Origin of the sequence: Streptococcus sp. 544 (assembly GCF_013277385.1) — a bacterium.
Classification (GTDB): Bacteria; Bacillota; Bacilli; order Lactobacillales; family Streptococcaceae; genus Streptococcus; species Streptococcus mitis_BA.
This window is the reverse complement of record NZ_VMMU01000006.1, coordinates 134,860-151,617: the sequence shown is the minus strand read 5'-3', so window position 1 is coordinate 151,617 and position 16,758 is coordinate 134,860. Positions and strand designations below refer to the sequence as shown.

The following is a 16,758-nucleotide window of genomic DNA, read 5'->3' as shown; positions in this document are numbered from 1 at the left end:
TTGAAACAATCGTAATGATTATATCATATTTTTTAGACCAAGGGAACTACTTCTCCCGATTTTTTAGACATCAAGTGTACTATAAACGGCATTTTCTTCGATAAACTCACGACGAGGTTCTACTCGATCCCCCATCAACATATCAAAGATTTTATCTGCTTCTGCAGCATCGTCCACAGAAACTCTGGCCATCAAGCGATGTTCGGGATCCATGGTTGTTTCCCATAATTGGTGATCATCCATTTCACCCAGACCTTTATAACGCTGAATGGTTGGTTTGGCACGTCCTTCACTATGGCGAGCCAAGGCTTCTTGGAGTTTAATTTCTTGATCTGCTCCTGGCTGAATATATTCTTTAATCTCGCTTCCAACCTTGACACCATAGATTGGTGGTTGGGCGATATAAACATATCCAGCTTCTAGGATTGGTTTCATATAACGATAAATCAAGGTCAAAAGAAGGGTACGAATGTGGGCTCCATCGACATCGGCATCCGTCATCAAAACGAGTTTTTGGTAACGGGCTTTCGAAACATCAAATTCTGCGCCAAATCCTGTTCCCATGGCTGTGAAAAGACTACGAATTTCTTCGTTAGCTAGAATCTTATCCATACTTGCTTTTTCAACGTTCAAAATCTTACCGCGAATTGGAAGGATAGCCTGAAACTCACGGTTACGACCAGATTTGGCTGATCCACCAGCTGAGTCTCCTTCGACGATGAAGAGTTCTGTTTCAGCAGGATTGTTAGAAGAGCAGTCTGCTAGTTTCCCTGGAAGGTTGGAAATTTCCAAACCAGATTTTTTACGAGTGACTTCACGCGCACGCTTGGCAGCCACACGAGCCTTAGCAGCTAAAATCCCTTTTTCCACGATACGTTTGGCAATCTGTGGATTTTCCATGAGGAAATCGGAGAAGGCATCACTGAAGAGGCGATTGGTAATCTTGACCACTTCGCTATTCCCCAGTTTGGTCTTAGTTTGTCCTTCAAACTGTGGATTTGGGTGTTTAACTGAGATAACTGCAGTTAATCCTTCACGAACATCTTCCCCTGTTAGGTTGTCTTCATTGTCTTTTAGTAACTTATTCTTACGAGCATAATCGTTGATGACACGTGTTAAGGCTGTACGGAAACCTTGTTCATGCGTTCCACCTTCATGGGTATGAATATTATTGGCGAAACTCATGACATTTTCATGGTAACCTGTTGTGTACTGCATGGCTACCTCAACTGTGATATCATCCATCTCACCATCTGTGTAGATTGGTGTATCAAAGATTACATCCTTGTTCTCGTTGATATATTCAACATAACTAGCAATCCCACCCTCATAATGGTAATGCTTGGTTTGTTCCAAACCTTGGCGCTTATCTGTAATTGAAATTTGAAGACCGCGATTTAGAAAGGCCAACTCTTGAATCCGTTTATTTAATTTATCAAAATCAAAAGTTGTTGTTTCAGTAAAGATTTCTGGATCTGGTGTGAAGTGAACCGTTGTTCCAGTTCTATCTGTATTCCCAACCACCTCAAGGTCTGCGACAACATGACCACGACGGTATTCTTGGTAATGAATTTTACCGTTTTTGTGGACATGGACGTCTAATTGAGTGGAAAGAGCATTAACGACTGATGACCCTACTCCGTGAAGACCACCTGAAACCTTGTATCCGCCACCGCCGAACTTTCCTCCAGCGTGAAGGACTGTAAAGACGGTCTCAACAGCAGGACGGCCTGTTTTTTCCTGAATATCGACTGGGATACCACGCCCATCATCGACAACAGTAATCGAATTATCTGGCTCAATAAAGACTTGGATATGGCTGGCAAATCCTGCCAAGGCCTCGTCAATTGAGTTATCAACAATTTCCCAGACTAGATGGTGAAGACCTTCTTTTGAGGTTGATCCAATGTACATCCCTGGACGCATACGAACAGCCTCTAAGCCCTCTAAAACTTGAATTTGACTGGCATCATAATCCTGTGCCTGCAGATTTTTGATTTCTTCTGTCATCTTATTCCTTTTTCTTATATGTCTAATACTTGTCTTAAATTCACGATACTGGTAAACAAGTGGGTATCGAGTCTTGCAGCTTGACCTGCTTCGATATCAATCGGTCGATCACCAATGACAAGACCAGAGCCAATCTGATATTTTTCTCTTAAATAAATCATAGACTCAGGATTTGGCTTTCTCTTAAAACCTGAGCTAGAAGTCACTACTTCCGTAAAATAGGTTGCTATAGAAGTTTTTTCTAAAATTTCTAAGACCTGATTATTTCGATGAGAGACCAAAAAATGACGGCCACCTTGATTTGAAATGTCTTCCAATAATTCAGAAACTCCTTCAAACAAAATCGGGTGTTCAAGCTCTCTGGCTTCATTTTCCTTGTATTTTTCTAAAAAATTCTCTAAATTGGGAGCGAATGTCTCAATCGCAAAAGGAGTAGAAACCTTTAAAGCTTGATAGACACTGTCATGGTCTTGTGTGACGCCATACAGTGCCAATGTTTCAACAAATGCGGCTGTTGAAGTTTCATAATTATCCAGTAAAGTTCCACCTAAATCCCAGATATAATCGTGATATTTCATACCCTTCATTATAGCATTTTTTTATGAAAAAAGCGATGATTTCCCTGATTTTTCCACATAAAAAACGAGAGAATAACTCCCGTTTTACTGATTTTTACCAAAGACATCTCGATAGAGCATTCCTGTTCGTAAACTCTCTTCGTCCCCTCCTAGTTGCTCCACCAACTCGTAGGCAAAGGCAAGAGCTGTCGAAGGGCCTCGACTGGTTGTCAACTGACCATCTACCACTACTGTTTCCTTGACATATTGACCATCAAGGATTTGCTCTTGAACGCCGTCATAACAAGTAAACTTCTTGTTTTTCAACACTCCTGCTTGATTGAGGGCAATTGGTGCCGCACAAATGGCTGCCAGTTTCTTCCCTTCTTGCTCGAAGCTTTGCAATTCTTGCATCAAGGCCTGATTGTCCCGTAAATGTGCAGAACCAGGCATGCCGCCAGGAAGAACAACCATATCATAGTCTGATAAATCACCATCAAAGACACGATCTGCTCTTACTTGGATTGCGTGCGAACCTGTCACTTGCTCCTCAAAACCAACCATATCACAAGTAATATTTGCCCGACGCAAGACATCCACAACTGTCAAAGCTTCAATTTCTTCAAAGCCCTGAGCCAACATAACTGCTACTTTTACCATGATTTTCTCCTTATTTGATTTGTTTTAATACAACCTTTTTCCGCTTGAATGGGACTTTTCCGCTCTTTTCTTCAGCTAGATTGGTCTGGTAACTCATCGATAAAAGCAAGCCAACACCAATCAGATTACTGATAATAGCTGATCCTCCTTGAGAAATGAAAGGCAGTGGAATCCCGGTCAAAGGAAGCAAGCCCGTTACAGCACCGATATTCTCAAAGATGTGGAAGAGCAACATCATAATCAAACCTGTGGAAATATAGGTGTAGAACTGGTTATTTGATTTGAGAGTAATCTTCAACATACGATAAATGAGCATGAGATAAAGGGCGATAACAAGGACAGAGCCAATAAAGCCAAAATCTTCTGCGATCACCGTGAAAATCATATCCGACTCTCGAACCGGAATAAGCAGATTCGAAGCATTAAAACCTTGACCAAATAAGCCACCACTCCCAATGGCAATCTGCCCTTGAGCCTGCTGGTAAGTCGTTGTTTGGGCAAACTCAAAGGGATTGAGCCAAGCCAAAATCCGATTGATTTGGTAGGTCGGCATTCCAATCTGGTGAAGAAAAGCTCGTCCGTCCTTGCTAATAAAGATAGCTAAGAAACCAGCAACTCCTGTTACAGCAGTCACAAATACTGGGATAATAATTTTCCAAGAAACTCCTGATAGCAAGACGATGCCTGAGAAAATGGCTACAAAAACCAAAGCCGTCCCCAAGTCACTTTGAAGTGCTAAAAGAACTAGGACTGGAATGGTAAAGACAATCATCCAAAAAATTAATAAAAAGTCCAGCGGAACTGTGCGTCTCCATTCCTTATGTTTCTTTGTAAATTGAACAATCACACGAGCCAACATGAGAATATAGGATATCTTCATAAATTCTGACGGTTGGAATAGGGTAATTCCATTTATTGATACCCAGTTTTTGGCACCCGTTGATGCAACTAGGCTTGGATTATAAAAGACGATCGGCAAGACCATGAGTCCCAAGCCTAAAATATACAGAAAGGGTGTCACCTTCCAAAGAAATTCTGTATTAAAGAGCATGACGATAAAACCAATCACAAGCCCCAAGGCGATCCAGGCGACCTGCTGCCCTAAAATGGGCAGAATATTGTTTGGATAATCATGACTAACAGCTATATAAATAGCCACCACGCCAATAACCAGTAGAAAAAATACTGGCAATAGCAAACTATAATCGACTCTAGAGTCGAGAGAACGTTTCATATACACTAACCTTATACTTTCATACAATACTATTTATCAAAGTTCATTTAAAAATTTATCAACAGCCTCATCAACTTCGGATCGAGAGACGGTTTTAACAGTCGCTTCTTTTGCTAGAGATGCTACTATCTGTTTGCCATATCGCTTTCCGACAATTCTCCTATCCAAAACAAGGGTTAAGGAACGTTGGTGTTCGCGTCTCATACTTCTTCCCAAAGCTTGCTTTAAACGAATAATGGCCATTGGCAATTGATAATCATAAAAGGCATTTTTCCCTTCTTGAATTAGTTCCTGATTGATCTTTTTCGTCAAGGGCTCTTGAGGATTTTGGAAAGGAAGTCTTGGTACAACCTGAATCACAAAAGGATGGCTTGAAAAATCAACTCCCTCCCAGAAACTTGCTGCACCAAGCAAGATTTGTTGTTCTCCTTTTTCAAAGCGTTTCTTCAGTTGATGAACATCGCCATTTTTATACTGGGCTAAATGACTTACAGGGAGTAAATTTGATACTGCTAGAAGCATGTCTTTGGCAGTAAAGAGAGCCAAAATCGGTTGTTGGAAAGCTTGAACTCCCATCAGTAAATCAGCTACCTCCTTGGCATAAACTTCTAAGGAGGTTTCTGTTACCAGGGGAAAATCTTTGACCAAGACCACTTCTTGATCCTGTTTTTTACAAGCTTCAATCTTAACAAATTTAGCTTCGGGATAGCCTAACAGGTCTGCCAAAGAAACTCTTTGACTAATCTCAAGAGTGGCCGACACTCCCAAGACTTGACATGAATCAGGCACTAAGGAAGATAGAAGAATACGGCCTGATTTCGTAGAAGAAATCTGAATTTTCTTTTGACTCGTTTCAATTGCTTCAAGCCAGTAATCTCGGTCAGCTGTAAAATAGCGAACCAGCTCCTCAAAGCCTTCTACTTCTAGTTCTGAAAAATACTGGTGGAGATTGGCAAGAGAATCTAAGATATTTTTCTTAGATTTTCCAGACTGAAATTGTTCAATCAAGTAAAGGCACTCAAAGCGAATACTTTCTAGTATTCGTTGTTGGACCTTATTTTGCTCCTCCAGTAAAGCCTTATCAAGCAAATCGATAATAGACTGGATATCGTAGGTTTCTTGAAGCAGATTTTCTAGGGCCAACAAAACTTTTTGGACTTCATCAATAATCAGTAAACGGTCGCTGACAAATTCAGGATTATCTTCAAGTCTGGTTACAAGATAGGCATGATTGGTCACTAAAAGTTTGCAGGTTTGTGCCCTTTCTTGACTACGTTTCCAAAAATCTTCCGTCACAAATAAACTTTTAGAAGATAACTTCCCATCATGACGAAGGTCTGTCAGAAAATGTTGGTAACGGTAGAGCTGACCAATCTCATCCAAATCTCCGGTTTCTGTCTCTGTCAACCAGACCAAGAGTTGCATTTTAAAGCGTCTAAATAAGCGATTTTCATCATTTTCCTGCAAGGAACGATAAAAGGCATCCAACTTCAGGTAATTTTGCGGCCCCTTTAAAGAATGAATATCTGTATGGAACACCTCTTTAAGACGTTTACCTTCTTCTTCCATGATTTGATTTTGAAGAATCTTTGTCGGAACACTAAGGACAATCTGACGATTTTCCACTTGGGACAAAGCGGGTAAGAGATAGCCATAGGTTTTCCCAATTCCAGTCGGCGCTTGAATTAATGATACAGGCTCATCCTTCAATAGCAAACCAACCTCTTTAGCAAAACGTTCTTGCTCCTCCCTCACTTCAAGATTTAACAGAGAAATATTCTTAGAAAAATCTTGAGATAGTTTTCGTGACTCATTTGGGGTTGCAGGTTTCTTGAAATATAGCCCTTGAACTTCGACCAAGTCAGAGGAAGTCAGGATAGATTGGTTGCGAAAAATTTCTTCAATAACCAGGTAAGACTCATATAAGAGAGCGTCAGCCATTTCCAGCAAGCGTTCCAAGAGTCCTTTAGGAAGTTGGGCCATCTTTTCTCGTAAAAATAAGAGTAATTCTGCTGTAGCTTGGGCATCTGAAAGAGCTGTGTGGGCGTGTTTTAGAGGAATTCCTAATTCTCGACACAAAATCGGCAAACTATATTTTTCCAGTTCTGGGAAAAAGACCTGAGCCAATTCGACCGTATCAACACGAGGATTTCTTAGTTCATAGCCTTCAAAAAATAAATTTTCCGCCAAAAGATTGGCATCAAACTGAACATTGTGGGCTACAAAAATCCCATCCTCCACCAAGTCAAAGATTTTTCTGGCAACTTGCGAAAAATCAGGTGCTTGCGCCAGACGTTGGTCTGTCAATCCTGTCAGTTCTTTGATATGAGCATCTAAGGGTTCATGTGGATTGACATCCGTCGTATAGTGATCAACGATTTTTCCGTCCTCAATCACGACAATTCCCACTTGGATAATTTTAGCCTTACTACCTGTGCTAGTTGCCTCTAAATCCACCACAACATAGCGATTACCAATCGTTTTCATTATAAAAAATTATACCAAAAAAAGGGCCATTTGGCACCTGCAAACATGGGATAATTTTCAAACTCAAGAAGGTTACTTGTATTAAAATTCCCAGTAAACAGAGCATCCTAGCTTACTGATTTGTTGAAAATGGTGAAGAAATACGAAAAATTGAGAGAAGAAATATTTGCATCTTCCTTCTCTCAACGAATCATTTACTTTATTTAACCATGTCAGGATCGTAATCATAAAATCCTGTATCAAGGAAACGGTTTTTAGGGTGAAGTTTACGAACTTCTTCATCCAGCAAGAAGGCTTGGTCATGGCTAAAGTTGTCCTCTTGAATCAAGCTACGCGCTTGGATAAAGAGTTTTGCAATCTCAACAAAGTTCTGACCAGGTGTATAGAGACCTTCTAATTTCCAGTGAGTAAAGCCATGCTCCACCAATTCTGTTAATTTTGTCATCAAATCAAGGTCGTTATTAGCAAAGATGTGGGTACCATGATTGTCTTCAAAAATGGAATAATGGCTCTCTGGGTCACTTGGCTCAGCCAAGAAGAGGTCACGCTTGCGCGTCTTTTCATCATCGATATGCGTAAAGTTATAGTAGTTTTGCAAGAGCGGACGTTTAGAATGATGGATGACACTAGCACCGTACACCAAAACTTCAGCAGGAATTTCCAAAATCTCTGGCATTTTGAAGAGTTCAGCCGATGGAATTTCACGCGCCAAAACAGCCTCAGATGCGCCAGCCTTTTGTCCCCAGAAGTTAATCTGGCGACTACTTGTTACCATAGTCGAAGCATCGTAGATGGTCTTAAAGGAATAACCATCGCGATTGACTACGTAAAAAACACCTGCATCCCCAATCGTAATGTAATCGGTCTCAATTTCTTCCAAGAAATCGAGGAAGGGCTTAATACAATCCATCATGCCTTGGTGCATGAGGGCGTTAACCGCAACGATCAATTTCTTACCAGCATCATGAACCAGATTAGCGATTTCACGCAATTGGTCATGACTAAAGGTTGTTGGCAGACGAAGGCCAAAATCTTTCTCACCGACATAGATACGGTCTACGCCAGCTTCGAGCAATTGTTTAACTTGTTCAATACTTTCAGCAGTTGCTGTAATGATAATCTTTTCCATAGGAAAAATTATACCATATTTCTCCAAAATCAGCTATTCTTTAAAAATGAAAAGGGACCTTATTCTTTTTGTAACCTTTCTGTAATAATTCTCTGCTGAAAAAATGATAAAATAGGTATGTACTGTTAAGGAGAGAATCATGCCCGTAAGAAAATTACAATCCTATGAGGTAGACTATCAAGAAGAATTAAACTCGCAACTTCCTCATTATCAAGCTTATACACCTGAAGCACAAGCTGATAGCAATTTCAAAGAAATTTTATTTTTTGTCAATATCGCTGTTTTTTGTATCTGCATTGCCATCTTTAGTTTTATCTTTTTGTCATTAAAATTAACAACTGTGCTCGCCTTACCTGCAGCAATAGTATCCAGCTTACTTGTTTTAAAAGTCCAACGCTCTATTATCAAACGAAAACTAAAAAAATAAACATATCGCCCCATCTGGAGCGATATGTTTATTTTTTCTTTTTCGATGGTGTGTGGATAGCAATCTTCACTTCAAAGATCGTTCCCTTGGGTTTATTATCTTTGACAGTAATGGTTCCTTTTAAGGCGTCTACAATTTGCTTGGCCAGAGATAATCCTAAACCAAAACCACCTTTTTGTCGGGTTCTAGCCTTATCAACTCGATAAAAGCGGTCAAAAATTTTCTTCTTATCTTCTGTCGAAATACCGACTCCATTATCAGAAACAAGTAAATACAGATTGCGATCGGTCGCCGAGATAAGAAAATCAATTTCACCATCCTCTTCAGTATACTTGACAGCATTATCAAATAGGATAGTCATCAACTGCTTCAAGAGAAGCTGATCTGTGACAATCGTGCGATGGATCCGATTTTCAAAACGGAAGACACGATCATTTTCCGAAGCAATCATCTCATAGTTTGTGAAAGTCGTATTAAAAAAGCTAGTTGGAACTTCTGCAAGTTCTGGCTTAATCCCATCATCTCTCCGAGCTAAGTTCAGCAAGTTTGTCGTCAAAAAACGCATATTTCGGACTTCTTCCAAGCTCGATGCAATGCTTTCACTCACATCCATAATGGTAGCTTCTGGCTTACGAAAAAGGGTCTCTAAGCGATTTTGCAAAACTGCGAGTGGAGTTCGTAACTCATGACTGGCATTTTCCACAAAGGACTGTTGCTTCTGCATGCTCTCAAGCAGGGGCCTAACACTAACCCTAGCTAGATAGAGACTGGCAAGCAAAGACAAAATCCAGAAACTTGCCATCACAATCACAATCAATTTCTCATGCTTTTGACTGGCCTGCTCTAACTGACTGGTATTTATCAAGACAGCAGCATACTTGATATTGGTTGAAACCGAACTAATATTGGTTTCCATCAAAATCATACGATAGATTTCTTCCTGCCCATAGCTATTAAAAACCTGAATCTGATAGATATGGCCTAGTTCTTTCTTTTCTAACTCAATCTTATCCAAGCCCAAAAATCGATTTCCAGAAAGAAGTTGAGTAAAGTTCTTATCAAAGAGAATGACTTCCGTATTGGAACTGACATTGGGTTTTATCTCAGTCTTGCTAGTATCTGTAGCGGCATTTTCTAAATCTTTAATCTCTTCTGTTGCCCTATTTACTGCCAGCTGAATAACTGCTTGAGGATTTTCACTCAGTCCGTGGAGCTTATCATCCACCGAAGTATAAAGACTCGAATGCATGACTTGTAAAATAATCAGAGTCATGGTAGAGAAAATCAGAGTGAAGACACCAAAGTTGCGGATAAAATAACTAAAGTCATCCGCACACCATGTTTTTTTTAGTTTACTGAACATCTTTTAAAATATACCCAACACTGCGCAAGGTTTGCAAATTCTCTGCAAAAGTGGTTCCTTTTAATTTCTTACGGACTTTTGAAACATAAACTTCGACAACCGAAATCGTTGTATCACTATCAAATCCCCATAGACGATCAAAAATCTGAGTCTTAGGCAAAATAACATTTTGATTTTGAAGGAAATAAACTAATAAATCAAACTCTTTCCCCAGCAATTCGACAGGAGTATCTTCGACTTTAACGGTATTGGTTGACAAATTAACCACAATATTTCCATAAGTCAAGGTATTTTCATTAAACTTACCTGAACGTTTGAGAAGGGCTTGAATCCGCATTTTGAGTTCTTCTAGGTAGAAAGGTTTAGTCAGATAATCATCTGCTCCCAGTTCAAATCCATGTCCCTTGTCATCCAAACTTTCCTTGGCAGTCATAATCAGAACTGGAGTCGTAATCCCCTTTTCACGCAATTCTTTCAAGACTTGGAAGCCATTTTTTTCAGGTAACATCAAATCGAGCAAAATCAAATCATAGACGCCACTTTCAGCTTCATAGAGACCTTCTTCTCCATCAAATACCTGCATGACATCCGCAAAATCGTCTAAAAAGTCAAATACTGAATTTGACAGGCCTAGGTCATCCTCAACTAATAAGATTTTTATCATGAGAAACTCCTCCTTATTAAAACCATTATACCAAATTTGCCTTAAAAAAAACTCAACTTTCTGCATTTTATACTCAATGAAAATCAAAGAGCAAACTAGGAAGCTAGCCGCAGGCTGTACTTAAGTACGGTAAGGCGACGCTGACGTGGTTTGAAGAGATTTTCGAAGAGTATTACATGAGATAGCTGAGTTTTCTTTTATTTAGTCTTAATTATTTAGTTCCGTATTGAAGAACAACTGCTTCCACTGCAGCTTTTTCACGGTTAATCAAGTCAACACGCGCTGCAATTTCCTTGATTCCCATACCGATGTTACGGCTAAGAGCAAGGTCAGAAAGTTGCGGTTCAAAGAATTCCTTGTACTCTGCCAAGCGTTGCTGAGTCTTAAATACGTGAGCAGGAAGGATAACAAAGCTATCAAAGCTCATATCTCCACCAAGGGCTGCCTTAATCCAAGCCCAGTTTTCACGCGCCCAAGACCAAGCTGGTTCCTGAGTTACTTGGTGAGCTAGGAATTGGTAATACCAAGCAGACAAGTCCTGTGGTTTGACCACAAATTTGTCCTTCCAAGAAGTAATCAAGTTTTGGATATTATCCGCATCTGTACTGTAAGCAAGAGCTGCTGCCAACTGGCGTTTAAAGACAGCATCTGTTGCATGAGTATAAGTATCAAGATAAAGTGCTAACAAGTCTTTAGTCTCATGATGTTTCATCTCATTGATCAGAACTTGTGAGCGAATAGCTGCTGGAAGTCCTGCAAGCTGATCCTTGTGGGCTGCGAAGATTTGGCTAGCGACTTGACTAGCTTCTGCATCATTTGAGCGAATCATCATAGAAACAGCCACCTGACGAACCAATTCATCCTCATCTGATTCGCCATCTTTAGCTTCAAAACCAAGACGGTCATAATTATGACGAGCCAATTTAGCAACCAATGCTTTGAAGGCTCTTTCAGCTTCTGTTCCTTCATCGATAAAGCGCTCAAGGGCCGAAATCACTTGAGAAACAGCTGAAACAACAAGGTAAGATTCTTCCTTAGCAAGTTTATCAAGAACTGGGAGCAAGTCAGCATAAGAAATGTGTCCTGCCTCAGCAAGCAAACGACGTTCTTGGACGATTTGCAATTTGCTTGTGTTATCAAGCTCAACTAGGTCAGCAAGAACTGCATCCAACAAGTCTCCTTGATAGTCGGTAATGTAGTGAGCTGTATTTTCAGTATTGAGACGAAGTGCTCCTTCATTTTCAGCAAGAAGAGCTGCGTAGCCTGGAATTTCGATATTTTCAGTTTCAAGTGTATCAGGCAAGCCTTTCCAGTTACTATTGAGTGGCACAACCCAGAGACGGTTCTTGTCTTCGTGCTCACCGATAAAGAATTGTTTTTGTGAAATCTTCAAGACATCATTTTCAACTTTGACAGTGAGAACTGGATAACCAGGTTGTTCCAACCAAGAATCCATGAAGGCTGCGACATCACGTCCTGACGCTTGACCAAGGGCATCCCAAAGGTCACGACCAATTGTATTGCTGTATTGATGTTTTTCAAAGTAGGCATGCAAACCTTTGGCAAAATCCGCATCACCTAGCCAACGACGAAGCATGTGCATGAGGCGACTTCCTTTGGCATAGACGATAGCTCCGTCAAAGAGCGTATTGATTTCATCTGGATGTTTAACTTCGACGTGGACAGACTGAACACCATCTGTCGCATCGCGTTCAAGAGCGTGAGGTACTCCACCTGTTTGGAAATCTTCAAAGATGTTCCAACTTGGCTCGATGGCGTCCACACAGACGTACTCCATCATGTTGGCAAAACTTTCATTGAGCCAAAGATCATCCCACCATTTCATAGTAACGAGGTTCCCAAACCATTGGTGAGCCAATTCATGTGCCACAACTAGGGCAACTTGTTGACGGCTAGCAAATGTAGAGTTCTCATCCACAACCAAGTAAACTTCACGGTAGGTCACAAGACCCCAGTTTTCCATAGCTCCAGCTGAGAAGTCAGGAAGGGCGATATGGAGAGATTGAGGGATTGGATACTTGACTCCGTAGTAATCTTCGTAAAACTCGATGGAGCGAACGGCGATGTCGAGTGAGAAATCAAGGTTAGATAGTGGGTGAGCTTTGGTTGAGTAGACACCTACAAGAGTACCGTTTTTAGTTTTAGCCGTCACACCTTGCAAATCACCCGCAACAAAGGCTAACAAGTAAGAAGACATGCGAGGTGTTGTCTCAAACTTCCAAATACCTGTTTCCTTACGGTTTTCAACTTCAATTTCTGGCATGTTAGACAAGGCCAATTCACCTTCTGCTTGGTCAAAACGTAGAGAGAGATCAAAAGTTGCTTTGGCTTCTGGCTCATCCACACATGGGAAGGCTTCGCGCGCAAAATGGCTCTCAAATTGAGTAGACAATACTTCCTTCTTCACTCCATCAACTGTGTAGTAAGATGGGTAAATCCCTGTCATGTTGTCTGTAATTTTTCCTGAGAAAGCGATAACCACTTCAACTTGACCAGCCTCAGCCAATTCGATATGAAGGGTTTCATTTTCATGGTCAACTGTAAATGGACGAGCTTCCCCTGCAACTTCTACAGAAGCGATTTCCAAGTCTTTTTGGTGGAGGGAGATGCGGTCACTCTGTGCTTGACCAGTGATGGTCACTTTCCCTGAAAACGTCTTGGTCTCACGACTCAAGTCTAAAAATAAATCATAATGTTCAGGAACAAATTGCTTAATAAAATGTTCAACTGCTTGCATAGTTTTCTCCTATTCTAAGTTTAAGAGCTAGAGCTCTTCTTCAAACAAACTTATTATATCATGTTTTGCCCAAGAAAAAAGGATTGGACAGCGATTTCCAAAACTTTCTTCCTTCTAACAGTCTACAGTGGGTAGACCTTGCGAAATTCTTCTAAAACAACCTTGCTTTCAGGTGTAAAAGTCAGTCCTGCTTCTCTCAGCCACTCGTCGAAACAATCCTCATGAACCTGACGCCAATAGGCTAGGGATTTGTCTCCTTCCCCTTCCTTAAATGCATGGTCAGCCGAAACATACTTGAAAGATTCAACAGAAACCCTTGTAATTTCGACAATGCAGACAGCCTGATTTTGACTGTCTAAAATGACATCAAAAGTTCCTTCTTGAGGAAGAGACTCGGCTTCTAGTGCATAGAGGTCGTAGGCTGATGCTGTTGCAGTCTTTTCACCTCTTAAAACCAAATCTGCTAAAAGGTCTGGTTCCACTCCAAAAGCCCAAGCATCGATTTCATCTCCTATAGAGGGATTAATTTTCTTGTATGCATTCCACATTTCTTGCGGTGTCATGGGTGCTCCTTTGTAATTTCTTACTTTCTTCTTTTATATGTTTGAGATGGTCTGGATGGTCAATTTCTAAATCAAAAATCTCCGGAATAGAGCTATAATGGAGAATGCATTCGATACCCATCTGATTCATTTTTTGTATGAGAGAAACATTCAGATAGCCTGCTACAGCAAAGTCAATATTTTTAATCCTTGCTTTATCCTGCATCTGTATTAACATATATAACATAATTGGACTTTCCATATCATGCCATTGACTGTTTCTCACAGTCGCAAAAACAAAAGAAGTCAAATCATTCATTCCAACTATAATCTTTGAAATGCCCGTTTCCAGTATCCTGTCTAAGTCAAAATACGCTGACGGTAATTCAATCATCGTGGCAATTTTCCCAGTAAAACCCTGCTGACGCAATACTGTAATAGCTTGGTTTAATTGGTCGGCATCATTGACAAAAGGAAAAATAAGAGACAGATTGGGATTAGTTTGATAGGCTTCTGTAACAACATTTGCTTCAGCCTGAAATTCATCCGGACACGCCAGTAGACGCCTAGTCCCTCTATATCCAAATAAGGGATGATTTTCATCAAAATACTCTTTAGTCCCCTTTAGGCAATTAGCTTCTGTATTCGTTAATTCAGAAAAACGATACCAGATCTCCTCATCTGAGTACAAGGAACAGATAGTATCTAGATAATCTTTTACAAATTGCTGACAACTTGGTAATAGTATATTTTGATTGAGCTCTCTCAACAAGTATTCCCCACGAATCATGCCAACATGATGAAATAGTTGTGGGTAAACTTTTTCATCAAGTTTTTCGCCACTAAGGGCAAGTTGGTTTTTCATAGCCATTCACCTCGTCTTAAAAGATACAATATCATATATAATTATATGAAACTTTCCTCTAGTTCAAAAGCCTCATAAGGTTCAACTAACTCATATCCTAAAAATTCTGCTACTTTTTTGGAAGCCTCGTTATGAGCATCCCAAAGTGGAAACATATCTCTATTTAAACTCTCTAGAATCATTGCAGCACCAAGCTTTTTAGCAAATCCATTTCCTTGTTCGTTTGGTCTAGTTGCAACTTCCACTTCAACTGCTCCACGGTAAACTAACCCTGAGGAAATTCCAGCAATCAGTTCATTATTTTTAAGAATCACAAAGCCAAATCCACCTTTTAAAACAAAATCCTGATAGGACTCAAAATCCCCCTGTAAATCTTGTGACCATTCTTCCTCAGAAAAGCAGTTATAAATATGATTATCAATAGGCACAATATTGTAACCTTCCTCTAAATGAGTAACTAGATTATTTAAAAATTCAACTTGAAAATTTGCCTTATCTTTAAAAGAATAGCGAGTAAAAGAATTTAACCCCACTTTCCGATGCAGAAAATCTTGCCAATTAGTATTTTCTGAAATAATAATCTTATAATCTAAACCATATTTTCTAACAAAATCTTCCCAAAATCTGGAATCCAACTCCCCTGCTAGGTATAGAAAATTCCCAACATCATAAAAGCTTGTTGTCCTATCACTGTTTCGGTAGACAGTTCCGATTTGAGATTTAAGACCATAGAGAACCATATTTTTCTTCCATGTTTTAAATAGTTCCATTATCCCCCTACTTCACCTTCCAATTTCTATAGCTTGTCATATCTAATTCTGGAAATCATAATAATTCTGATTTGACTTTCAAGACTAGTGGCGATGCATTTTTTTGGAATAACTTCTAACAGTAAATCCCGTCTCTTCCATAACTTCTCTAGTCAGCGTTTCCGTCAGTCCTTCACCAAGTTGCTGACTGCCTCCAGGTAGATCATACCGATGTTAATAAGGGCCTCTCGTTTTTTCAATGCAGAGTAACTTCCCATTTTCAAAGCAAACACCATAGACACCAAAGTGATTTTTGATTTCCATTCAACTACTTCTACTTCAAAGACCAGCCACCGTCTACTGTAAGGATTTGTCCTTGCATGGCGCTTGCTTTTCTACTTGCTAAGAAAAGACTGATCTCTGCTACTTCCTCTGGCTCAATCCAGCGTTTGATTGGGGTTTCACTAGCCACCCAGTCCGCTAAACCACCTGGTTCAAAGTCGGTAGCGGTCATAGCTGTCTTGACTGCTCCTGGAGCGATACCAAAGACCTGAATCCCAGCTTCAGCATAATCTAGAGCCAACTGCTTGGTAAATCCAGCCAAGGCATGCTTAGATGAAGTATAGGCGTGACCACCTCCACCTGCTAGGCTAGAAGCAATAGAGCACATATTGATAATGGAGCCTTTTTTATTCTCTAGCATTTGTGTCAAATAATGCCGAGTCAACTCTACTGGAGTAACGTAGTTGATTTCAAAAATCTCTTGAATTTCCTGCGCTGATTGTTCCAATAGGGGTTTATAATCATCCAACACTCCAGCAGTATTGCACAAAACATCCACCTGAGGGCACCAGTCAAAAATAGGCTCCAAGTCCAAGGTCAAATCTCTCTGTAAAAAGTGAAAATCACCCTCTAAGAGTGGATTTTCACCTTGGTCAACTCCATAAACTTGATAGCCCTTCTCTAACAAGAGTCGAGCTTGAGCCAGACCAATCCCTGAACTCACTCCTGTAATGAGTACACGTTTAGTCATGCGCTTCTACCCAATCCGTCGCCAAAACATCACAAGGTGTCGGACTCCACATGGAAAAACCTTCTCCCTCCCCAGAAACGTTGATTAGGAAATAAGGTGTCACTTCAAGTGCAACCCCATTTTGCTCGATAGTGTCAAAAAGTTGGACATAGTTTTCAGCACCTCCCCAACCAGTTCGTACATATTTTTTCTTAGCCTTTAACCCAGGTAGAATTTCTTCAAATGTCATGTTTTTCTCCTTTAAAATCAATAATTCTTCCCTTCATTATAACAAAAAAAC

Annotated in this window: 15 protein-coding genes and 1 pseudogene; 1 reads left to right on the top strand and 15 read right to left on the bottom strand. The window is 40.2% G+C overall.

What is annotated here, in order from left to right; genetic code table 11:
• Positions 1 to 63: 63 nt before the first annotated feature.
• From gyrB to HT728_RS03430, 6 genes are all read right to left on the bottom strand, one after another.
• Entirely contained in the window at positions 64 to 2,010 is a 1,947-nt protein-coding gene (gene gyrB / locus HT728_RS03455; RefSeq protein WP_173233799.1) for a DNA topoisomerase (ATP-hydrolyzing) subunit B, read from the bottom strand.
• Positions 2,011 to 2,024: 14 nt separating this feature from the next.
• A complete protein-coding gene (locus HT728_RS03450) occupies positions 2,025 to 2,588 on the bottom strand; it encodes an HAD family hydrolase (protein WP_173234117.1) in 564 nt (187 codons plus the stop codon).
• Between the two features lie 84 nt (positions 2,589 to 2,672).
• A complete protein-coding gene (locus HT728_RS03445; RefSeq protein WP_173233797.1) occupies positions 2,673 to 3,227 on the bottom strand; it encodes a DJ-1 family glyoxalase III in 555 nt (184 codons plus the stop codon).
• Positions 3,228 to 3,237: 10 nt separating this feature from the next.
• Positions 3,238 to 4,461 (bottom strand): FtsW/RodA/SpoVE family cell cycle protein, encoded by a 1,224-nt coding sequence (locus HT728_RS03440; protein WP_173233794.1) that lies wholly within the window; start codon positions 4,459 to 4,461, stop codon positions 3,238 to 3,240.
• 36 nt (positions 4,462 to 4,497) lie between these two features.
• Positions 4,498 to 6,948, bottom strand: a complete 2,451-nt coding sequence (locus HT728_RS03435; protein WP_173233792.1) for a bifunctional DnaQ family exonuclease/ATP-dependent helicase — start codon at positions 6,946 to 6,948, stop codon at positions 4,498 to 4,500.
• Positions 6,949 to 7,147: 199 nt separating this feature from the next.
• Positions 7,148 to 8,077, bottom strand: coding sequence for a peptidase U32 family protein (locus tag HT728_RS03430; protein WP_173233790.1), 930 nt, complete (start codon positions 8,075 to 8,077; stop codon positions 7,148 to 7,150).
• Between the two features lie 139 nt (positions 8,078 to 8,216).
• On the opposite strand from HT728_RS03430, the gene HT728_RS03425 reads away from it, so the two are divergent.
• Positions 8,217 to 8,504 (top strand): DUF3270 domain-containing protein, encoded by a 288-nt coding sequence (locus tag HT728_RS03425; RefSeq protein WP_173233788.1) that lies wholly within the window; start codon positions 8,217 to 8,219, stop codon positions 8,502 to 8,504.
• Between the two features lie 28 nt (positions 8,505 to 8,532).
• Here HT728_RS03425 and ciaH read toward each other — a convergent pair whose 3' ends face one another.
• The 9 genes and pseudogenes from ciaH to HT728_RS03380 form a co-directional block, all read right to left on the bottom strand.
• Positions 8,533 to 9,867 (bottom strand): two-component system sensor histidine kinase CiaH, encoded by a 1,335-nt coding sequence (gene ciaH, locus HT728_RS03420; protein ID WP_173233786.1) that lies wholly within the window; start codon positions 9,865 to 9,867, stop codon positions 8,533 to 8,535.
• On the bottom strand, positions 9,857 to 10,531 hold the full coding sequence (gene ciaR, locus HT728_RS03415) for a two-component system response regulator CiaR (protein ID WP_000590639.1): 675 nt from the start codon (positions 10,529 to 10,531) through the stop codon (positions 9,857 to 9,859). Before ciaR ends, ciaH begins: the two co-directional genes overlap by 11 nt.
• Before the next feature lie 211 nt (positions 10,532 to 10,742).
• A complete protein-coding gene (locus tag HT728_RS03410; protein ID WP_173233784.1) occupies positions 10,743 to 13,289 on the bottom strand; it encodes a M1 family metallopeptidase in 2,547 nt (848 codons plus the stop codon).
• A 122-nt stretch (positions 13,290 to 13,411) separates the two neighbouring features.
• The gene (locus HT728_RS03405) at positions 13,412 to 13,852 is read right to left on the bottom strand and encodes an ASCH domain-containing protein (RefSeq protein ID WP_173233782.1); all 441 of its coding nucleotides are present in this window, start codon (positions 13,850 to 13,852) and stop codon (positions 13,412 to 13,414) included.
• Positions 13,812 to 14,696, bottom strand: coding sequence for a putative PEP-binding protein (locus HT728_RS03400; protein WP_173233780.1), 885 nt, complete (start codon positions 14,694 to 14,696; stop codon positions 13,812 to 13,814). Before HT728_RS03400 ends, HT728_RS03405 begins: the two co-directional genes overlap by 41 nt.
• A 41-nt stretch (positions 14,697 to 14,737) precedes the next feature.
• Positions 14,738 to 15,466 (bottom strand): GNAT family N-acetyltransferase, encoded by a 729-nt coding sequence (locus HT728_RS03395; protein WP_173233778.1) that lies wholly within the window; start codon positions 15,464 to 15,466, stop codon positions 14,738 to 14,740.
• A 55-nt stretch (positions 15,467 to 15,521) separates the two neighbouring features.
• A pseudogene (locus tag HT728_RS03390) lies at positions 15,522 to 15,769 on the bottom strand (NUDIX domain-containing protein).
• A 10-nt stretch (positions 15,770 to 15,779) separates the two neighbouring features.
• Positions 15,780 to 16,478, bottom strand: a complete 699-nt coding sequence (locus HT728_RS03385; protein WP_173233776.1) for a 3-oxoacyl-ACP reductase — start codon at positions 16,476 to 16,478, stop codon at positions 15,780 to 15,782.
• Positions 16,471 to 16,707, bottom strand: coding sequence for a DUF2829 domain-containing protein (locus HT728_RS03380; RefSeq protein ID WP_000141912.1), 237 nt, complete (start codon positions 16,705 to 16,707; stop codon positions 16,471 to 16,473). The genes HT728_RS03385 and HT728_RS03380 overlap by 8 nt, the downstream gene beginning before the upstream one ends.
• Between the last annotated feature and the right edge of the window lie 51 nt (positions 16,708 to 16,758).